This window comes from Noviherbaspirillum sp. (genome assembly GCF_035944575.1).
GTDB lineage: Bacteria > Pseudomonadota > Gammaproteobacteria > Burkholderiales > Burkholderiaceae_D > Noviherbaspirillum.
Genome location: NZ_DASZBA010000091.1, coordinates 1 through 6,210 on the forward strand (window position 1 = coordinate 1; position 6,210 = coordinate 6,210).

At 55.4% G+C, this 6,210-nt stretch carries 9 protein-coding genes; 3 read left to right on the top strand and 6 right to left on the bottom strand.

The window, feature by feature from the left end:
* From VGU61_RS05470 to VGU61_RS05485, 4 genes are all read right to left on the bottom strand, one after another.
* On the bottom strand, positions 1-456 hold a 456-nt coding region (locus VGU61_RS05470; protein WP_326858091.1), incomplete at its 3' end, for an SRPBCC family protein.
* Positions 457-515: 59 nt separating this feature from the next.
* Positions 516-1,121: a TetR/AcrR family transcriptional regulator gene (locus tag VGU61_RS05475; protein ID WP_326858092.1), complete on the bottom strand. Its 606-nt coding sequence runs from the start codon at positions 1,119-1,121 to the stop codon at positions 516-518.
* Positions 1,122-1,548: 427 nt separating this feature from the next.
* Positions 1,549-1,944 (bottom strand): response regulator, encoded by a 396-nt coding sequence (locus VGU61_RS05480; protein ID WP_326858093.1) that lies wholly within the window; start codon positions 1,942-1,944, stop codon positions 1,549-1,551.
* A gap of 364 nt (positions 1,945-2,308) precedes the next feature.
* The gene (locus VGU61_RS05485; protein WP_326858094.1) at positions 2,309-2,950 is read right to left on the bottom strand and encodes a hypothetical protein; all 642 of its coding nucleotides are present in this window, start codon (positions 2,948-2,950) and stop codon (positions 2,309-2,311) included.
* A 261-nt stretch (positions 2,951-3,211) separates the two neighbouring features.
* On the opposite strand from VGU61_RS05485, the gene VGU61_RS05490 reads away from it, so the two are divergent.
* Both VGU61_RS05490 and VGU61_RS05495 read left to right on the top strand, forming a co-directional pair.
* A complete protein-coding gene (locus VGU61_RS05490; RefSeq protein ID WP_326858095.1) occupies positions 3,212-3,409 on the top strand; it encodes a hypothetical protein in 198 nt (65 codons plus the stop codon).
* Between the two features lie 323 nt (positions 3,410-3,732).
* Positions 3,733-4,575, top strand: a complete 843-nt coding sequence (locus VGU61_RS05495; protein WP_326858096.1) for an SIR2 family NAD-dependent protein deacylase — start codon at positions 3,733-3,735, stop codon at positions 4,573-4,575.
* 46 nt (positions 4,576-4,621) lie between these two features.
* On the opposite strand, the gene VGU61_RS05500 is transcribed toward VGU61_RS05495, so the two are convergent.
* The gene (locus VGU61_RS05500; RefSeq protein ID WP_326858097.1) at positions 4,622-5,368 is read right to left on the bottom strand and encodes a M48 family metalloprotease; all 747 of its coding nucleotides are present in this window, start codon (positions 5,366-5,368) and stop codon (positions 4,622-4,624) included.
* A gap of 229 nt (positions 5,369-5,597) precedes the next feature.
* Here VGU61_RS05500 and VGU61_RS05505 point away from each other — a divergent pair, with 229 nt between their 5' ends.
* Complete coding sequence (locus VGU61_RS05505) at positions 5,598-5,741, top strand: hypothetical protein (RefSeq protein WP_326858098.1); 144 nt, start codon at positions 5,598-5,600, stop codon at positions 5,739-5,741.
* A gap of 257 nt (positions 5,742-5,998) precedes the next feature.
* Here the strand turns inward: VGU61_RS05505 and VGU61_RS05510 are convergent.
* Positions 5,999-6,210: DUF2471 family protein (locus VGU61_RS05510; protein ID WP_326858099.1), on the bottom strand; the 212-nt coding region annotated here is incomplete at its 5' end.

Genomic DNA, 6,210 nt, shown 5'->3' on the forward strand with positions numbered 1-6,210 from the left:
CTGGTCGGCGCACTTTCCCCAACCTTCATGGAAGCCCATCTGTTCATGTGCTTCCCGATCCGCAGCGGTCCAGTGTCGGACGCGAGCGGTGTACCTGGTCTTGCCGCCTTCATCCTCGAACGTGATGATGCCTGTCATGAATGGCTTTTCCGACGGCTGCCAGTCCGACGTGTACGCATCGGTAAACACCAGCTTTTCATTCTGGACGACTTCCAGATAGACGCCCCTGCTCGGAAACTCGGTGCCGTCCGGCCCGCGCATGACGATGAGGTTGTGGCCGCCGGGACGCACATCGGTCTCGACGAAGGGCGTACTCCATGGGGCCGGCGCGAACCATTGCTTGATCAGCTCCGGCTCGGTCCATGCCCTGAAGAGTTTTTCACGTGGCGCATCGATGATGCGGGTCAGTACGAGTTCGTTGCTGGTTGCGTTTGCTGTGGTTTCCTGGGTGCTCATCGTGGTAACTCCTCCGTTTGATAAGAATATGCTTGTTGCTCGATTGCGATTCTGCTGCGTCAGGGTTTCTTGAAAAGGGTAGTGAGATAGCGTTTCAGGTGATCGAGCGATTCGAGTGCGGTTTCCGGTCCCTGTTTTGCCTTCGCAAAAATGAATGCGCCTTGCAGGACGGATTGGATGAAGTAGCCGACGCTCCGGGCTGTCCATGGCGCGTCCGGTGCGTAAAGCTGTTTCGCCGCCTCGATATCCCGCTCCAGTTCCGCTACATGCGCTGACATGCCTTGGTCGCAGGCTGCGCGTATATCGGGGTGGGTCGCATAGACCTCCTGCACCGAAGTGCCCATGAGGCAGGTGTACGAGGCAATGTCCCCTTCGAGCATGGCGGCCCGGAAATCCACATAGCCCAACAGGCGATCCAGGGGGTCGGGCAGGGCGGTATAAGGCGCCGATCCAAAGATTTCCGCAGCCATCTCGCCGAAGTTCTCAATGGCCGCGATGCCCAGCTGCTCCTTGCTGGCAAAGTGGTGGAAAAAGCTGCCTTTGGTCACCCCGGCCGCAGAGCAGATATCGTCCACGGTTGTCGCCGTATAGCCTTTCATGCGAATCACATCGCGTGCTGCTTCGAGCAGTTTTATCCGGGTTGCGGTTCCGTCTCTGAGTTTCATTTCTGTCTCCATACCAACTGGTTGGTATGTATATTAGGTAGACATCAATCCTGCGTCAAGAATAATTTGGAAATACTTTTGCCGATGCCATCATGATCGGCTTTTTAAAGCTTAACTGTGAGCAAGAGTCGAGGCGACGCGATTATTATCCCGCCATGCCGGTCCGATGGGGCTTTGACAGATCAAAAGCGGGAGGCGGCAACTTCAATGGTGTATTAAGGAGTACCGCGAGACAGATGACTTTACCTTCCCGGATTCCCAGGTAGAGGAGCGACGGCCGCTAATGGCGGTTTCGGTGCGGGTGGCTCTAGGCGCGCGTTCGGAACCTACTGGCTTGAAACAGAACGTGTTTCTGTATTGGCCGGCATGTGCCAAACGAACCGGCCCGGAGCAAGCCGTTTTGAAAAAATCGATAACGCTGATCAGATCACGAAGCGATGGATTGGCTAGGCACAAAAACTTCGGCGGCGATCCGCGCCAGGGCGTCTTCCAGTTGCACCAGGCTATAGGGTTTGGACAGGAGGCTGAATTGGAAATTGATGCGATCATTGTCGATCACAAGAAAACCATAGCCGGATGCAAAGATTATCTTCACCTGAGGCCAGACAAGGACGACATTCTGTGCCAGTTCCAGGCCTGACATCCTTGGAAGATTGATGTCGGTAAGCAGCACATCGAACGGTTCGTTCTGCAATGTGATGAGTGCATCTTCGGCTGTATCGACTGCGCTGGCGTCATGGCCTATGATCGCAATCATCTCAAGCAGGAGGTCCCGGGATTCGGGATTGTCTTCAACGACAAGAATGCGAAGCGACGATACCATGTGTACCTAATTGGCAACCCGACACAAGAATCTCTAAGAAATCAGCAAGAGAAACCACCTTGGGTTGATGCAGCAATCAAAATCGAAATAGCCCTGAAGGTCTATGTCACATAGCTGACATTATGAAGAAAGTTACAGGTTGATAATAGTAGGATTTTTCTGATTTTAGGCTCGAAGACCTTCGGAATCGGCTTACGGAGAGGAAACGGAATCATTCAAATGACCGCATCATGTTGCGGTCGTCGCCATGACGGACCGAATCCATATTGCCGATAATAATTGTTATTTTTATAATTTATTGACACCAACCCAAGGCTCGGAAACGATCAGTCCATCGTCCCGAGCTGGCCGGATCGGCTTTGAACTAAAAGTGTTTCTTCACTACTTCATTAAACGCATCTTCCACCGATTTGCCGTTCTTCATCAGTTCCGTAATTTCATCGGAATGTTCTGAAATCGTCGGCGGCAGCGACTGCCGATTATTTTTGAAGTATTCATATCTCTGGCTGGCGAACTGGTCCTGCAAGCGAATCGTGGCAGCTTTGCTGCCGCCGGTTCCGGCACGAACCACGCGGGCCGTGCGCGCCCCTGTGCCGGACTTGCTTCCCACGCCGGCGATCAACGCCTTTATCTGGTCCAGGGTAAGGACCTGCGTGGCATTTGCGCCGACGAATTCCGCCTCCTGAGGTTGCAGAAGATGATGATTTTTATCGAACGCCATCTTCTTGCCGAGCGTATTCATGATCTGATAGTTGGGCTGGGTTCCCGGACTAAGCAAGGAAAACTGCACGCGATCGCCGTAATCGATCATTTTTTCCATCACGCTTTTCAAGTAGTCAACCGGCAGCGACTCAACGTTGCCGCTCCAGCGTTTGCTTCGTGTTGTGACCAAGTTAATGTGCTTTCTAAAAATGAACAAGGCGCTGGCACCCGATGTGCAAACAGCGCCACAGAAAAAACCAACAGATTTATACCTGCATTTTATTCGAGAAGTGCGATAAGCCATTTCGATTGCATGCTGCGGTGATCGTTCAACGCGGGAAGGAATGCATACCGAAGGCGCGATTGAACAAAGCGCACGCTGCAGAGGTTCCTTGAGGGAACCAGGATTGCCTCCCTGCCACACATCAGTAACTCCTAAGATTGCATTCGGCAATCGGCCGAAAGCAATGACCGCTGGAGAGAGTGTTTCTTTATACGGAGGCGGACATGTCTCACGAAACAAATATGAAGACGCGCAACGGATGCCAGGCGGGGGCATGCCGTCATGAGTGCAAACAATGACAGGATACGAAGGGAACTTGGCGTCGATCTGGCGCGCGCAGGTTACAACGCCGGCGTCAATGTTCCTATGGAGCGCCGGCCGGTGACACCCGGGGCGCTGGACCATGGTGATGAAGCGCTGCTGTATTTCACAAGCTTCGAGCAGTTTGAAGCATGGTGCAGGATGACTGGCGGGAAGTGATGTACCTGCAGTACGGAGAAAAATGCGGTACGCAGTTACCAGGATGCTGCGCAATGCGCCGGGACCGGCGCTGAAACAAAACCTGGGCCAACTCGGTTGTCTACGCTACTCTCCTCCTAGGGAGTATCCTTTTCCCGCCGCCGGAAATGGTGCGCGGGATTTTTTTCGGTTTCGGCCATGTCACTGCAGGCTGAAGTGGGCCGGAAAGGTCTCGGATTCGTGCTGCCTGAATTCCCGCCGTCTGATATGTTGAGAGGTTGAGAGGCGGCAGACCCTGCGTGCCATTCTGTGCAAGTACGCCTTCCTTTAATCTTCAGCCATCTATGACGAATTTGAATTCCGTTGATGACGCCTGCTTCGCCGCGGCCGATCTGATATCGCAGGCCGACGGCTTGCTGATCACTGCCGGCGCAGGAATGGGTATCGATTCCGGTCTGCCGGATTTCCGGGGTGATCACGGATTCTGGAGGGCGTATCCTGCGTTGGGCCATCTGGGGATGCGCTTTCATGAAGTGGCTAACCCGAAGGCCTTTGAATCGATGCCGGAAGTGGCATGGGGATTCTATGGGCATAGGCTGAACCTGTATCGCGCCATTGCGCCACATGCCGGATTCACGATGCTGCTGGCCATGGCCGGCAAGATGCCCAACGGCGGCTTCGTCTTCACCAGCAATGTCGATGGGCATTTTCAGAAATCGGGCTTCCCGGCGGACCGTGTTGCGGAATGCCATGGATCGATTCATCACCTGCAATGCTTCGCCGGATGCGGCAAGGCTGTCTGGTCTGCAGACGGATTTGTTCCCGAGGTCGATGCCGAACAGTGCCGGCTGTTGTCGGATTTGCCGCGCTGCCCCAAATGCGGGGCGCTGGCGCGGCCGAATATTTTAATGTTCGGCGACTGGGACTGGAACGATGAACGCTCCGCGCGTCAGGAGGCGAGACTGAATGCCTGGTTCATGCGGCTGCAGCAGCCTGTGGTGATCGAGCTCGGCGCAGGTACCGCAATTCCAACGGTGCGCCTGTTCGGCGAGCAGGCCGGCTGTCCGCTCATACGTATCAATCCTGCGGAGCCGGAGGTCGGGCTGCATCGCGACATCGCCGTTCCGCTCGGTGCGCTGGAAGGAATCAGGCGAATCGCCGCAATGCTGCAAACACCCGGCGCATGACGAGGCGCAGGCAGCGCGCAAACCGGCATGGGGAAGCAGGACCGTCTCACGGTTCCAGCAGCGCAGCCATGCCCTTCGCCATGCTTAGGCGCGATGTTGCCGACGGGTGGCTCGCAGCGAGAATCGACGGCTTTTCCGTCGCGACGAGCTTGCGGTAGAAACTCACCATCGCCGCGGCAGGCCAGCCTGCCCGATGCGTGAGGATCATGCCGAGCTGATCCGCTTCGCTTTCCTGGATGCTGGATAAGGATGCCATGCGCATCTGCAGCGAAAGATCCGAATCCAGGCGGGAAATGGTCACATCAAGCGAGGTCGCGGGAAGAGGGCTGATATGGAGCACGCTGGATAGAAATTCACGGTGATGGTCTGCTACCGCGTGTGCAACCTCATGGCCGATCAGCGTGGCGAGTTCACCGTCGTCAAACTGAAGTTTTCGAACGAATTCACTGCCGACCATGAGCTTGCCGCCGGCCATGCAGAATGCGTCGATGCCAGGAGCGCTTGTCGTATGTATCTCCCAGTTCCAGGCCGCGATTTCAGGTTTGATTGTCGCGGCGGCCTGGATCAGGCCGGAGGCAATTGACTTCACGCGTCCCAGCACTGTCGGGTCGTCGTCCAGTCTGCCTTGCTTGGATAAATCGACAAGCATGTCCCAGTACTGGTCGTCCGTTCTGCTGGATACGTCGGATTTGCTGAAATCGAGATCCTGCCACCGGCCCGTCTCGGGGACCTGCGCCAGCGAAGCTGAGCATAGAGATGCGATGAACACAAAACACGGCAATACAGTTTTCATGTCGCTCCTTCCCGGGCTTCGTTTCAGCATAGTCGAAACTTCGGACTTTGATAACCAAAGGGAGAGCGGTTAGGGAAGAGTGCCGTCGCCACGACGACAGCTGGCTGGCAGGTTTGGCGGGGTGATTATCAATATGGCCGAGTTATTCACTCAACTGCACATTTGCGCAAAATCACGTTTTGAAGTTGCATATCTTCTACACTGAATTCACCCCACTCAGGAGGCGATCATGCAGAAAACGCTCCATAATAAAATTGCATTGGGCCGTAGGTATGTTACGGCTTCCGACGATGTAAAGGAGGTGCTGCGAATGTGTGCCGGTGTGGCCGGCGCTTTCCTGATGGCGCTGCTGCTGGGGGCGGCAACCTTATAGTCGACGCATTCCGGTAACGCATCCTGGCAAGCGGGCCGCGGCATGCGGTGCCGATGGTTCGGTGCGTCCGGACAGCTGCGACTGGGGGGGGAAGTGATGGGTGAAGTCGTGTTCGTGTGCGGTCGCAAGTTTCATGTGAACGAATGCGGCAAACCGCTTTGCGATCTGCCGCATTGACTTATCCACTTGCTGCCAAGCGCTTGCCCACAGGGTAGTCCACAACCTTATCCACAACCATGCCGGTCATGGTCGATCCATCAATGCAGCGTGTGATAGGCGTCCTGAATCATGCTGACGACTTCCGGCAATTCCTCTTGTGCCTCCAAGTCGGCCGGTTCATCCACCTTGGGTACATAGCCCCAGCGTGAGGAACGCATCATGCGTATGTAGCGGGCGTCCAGGTCGCCGGCTTTCTTGAGCGAGTCGATCGCTTCTTTTTCGATTTCATGCACAAGGCGCCATGTAAGCA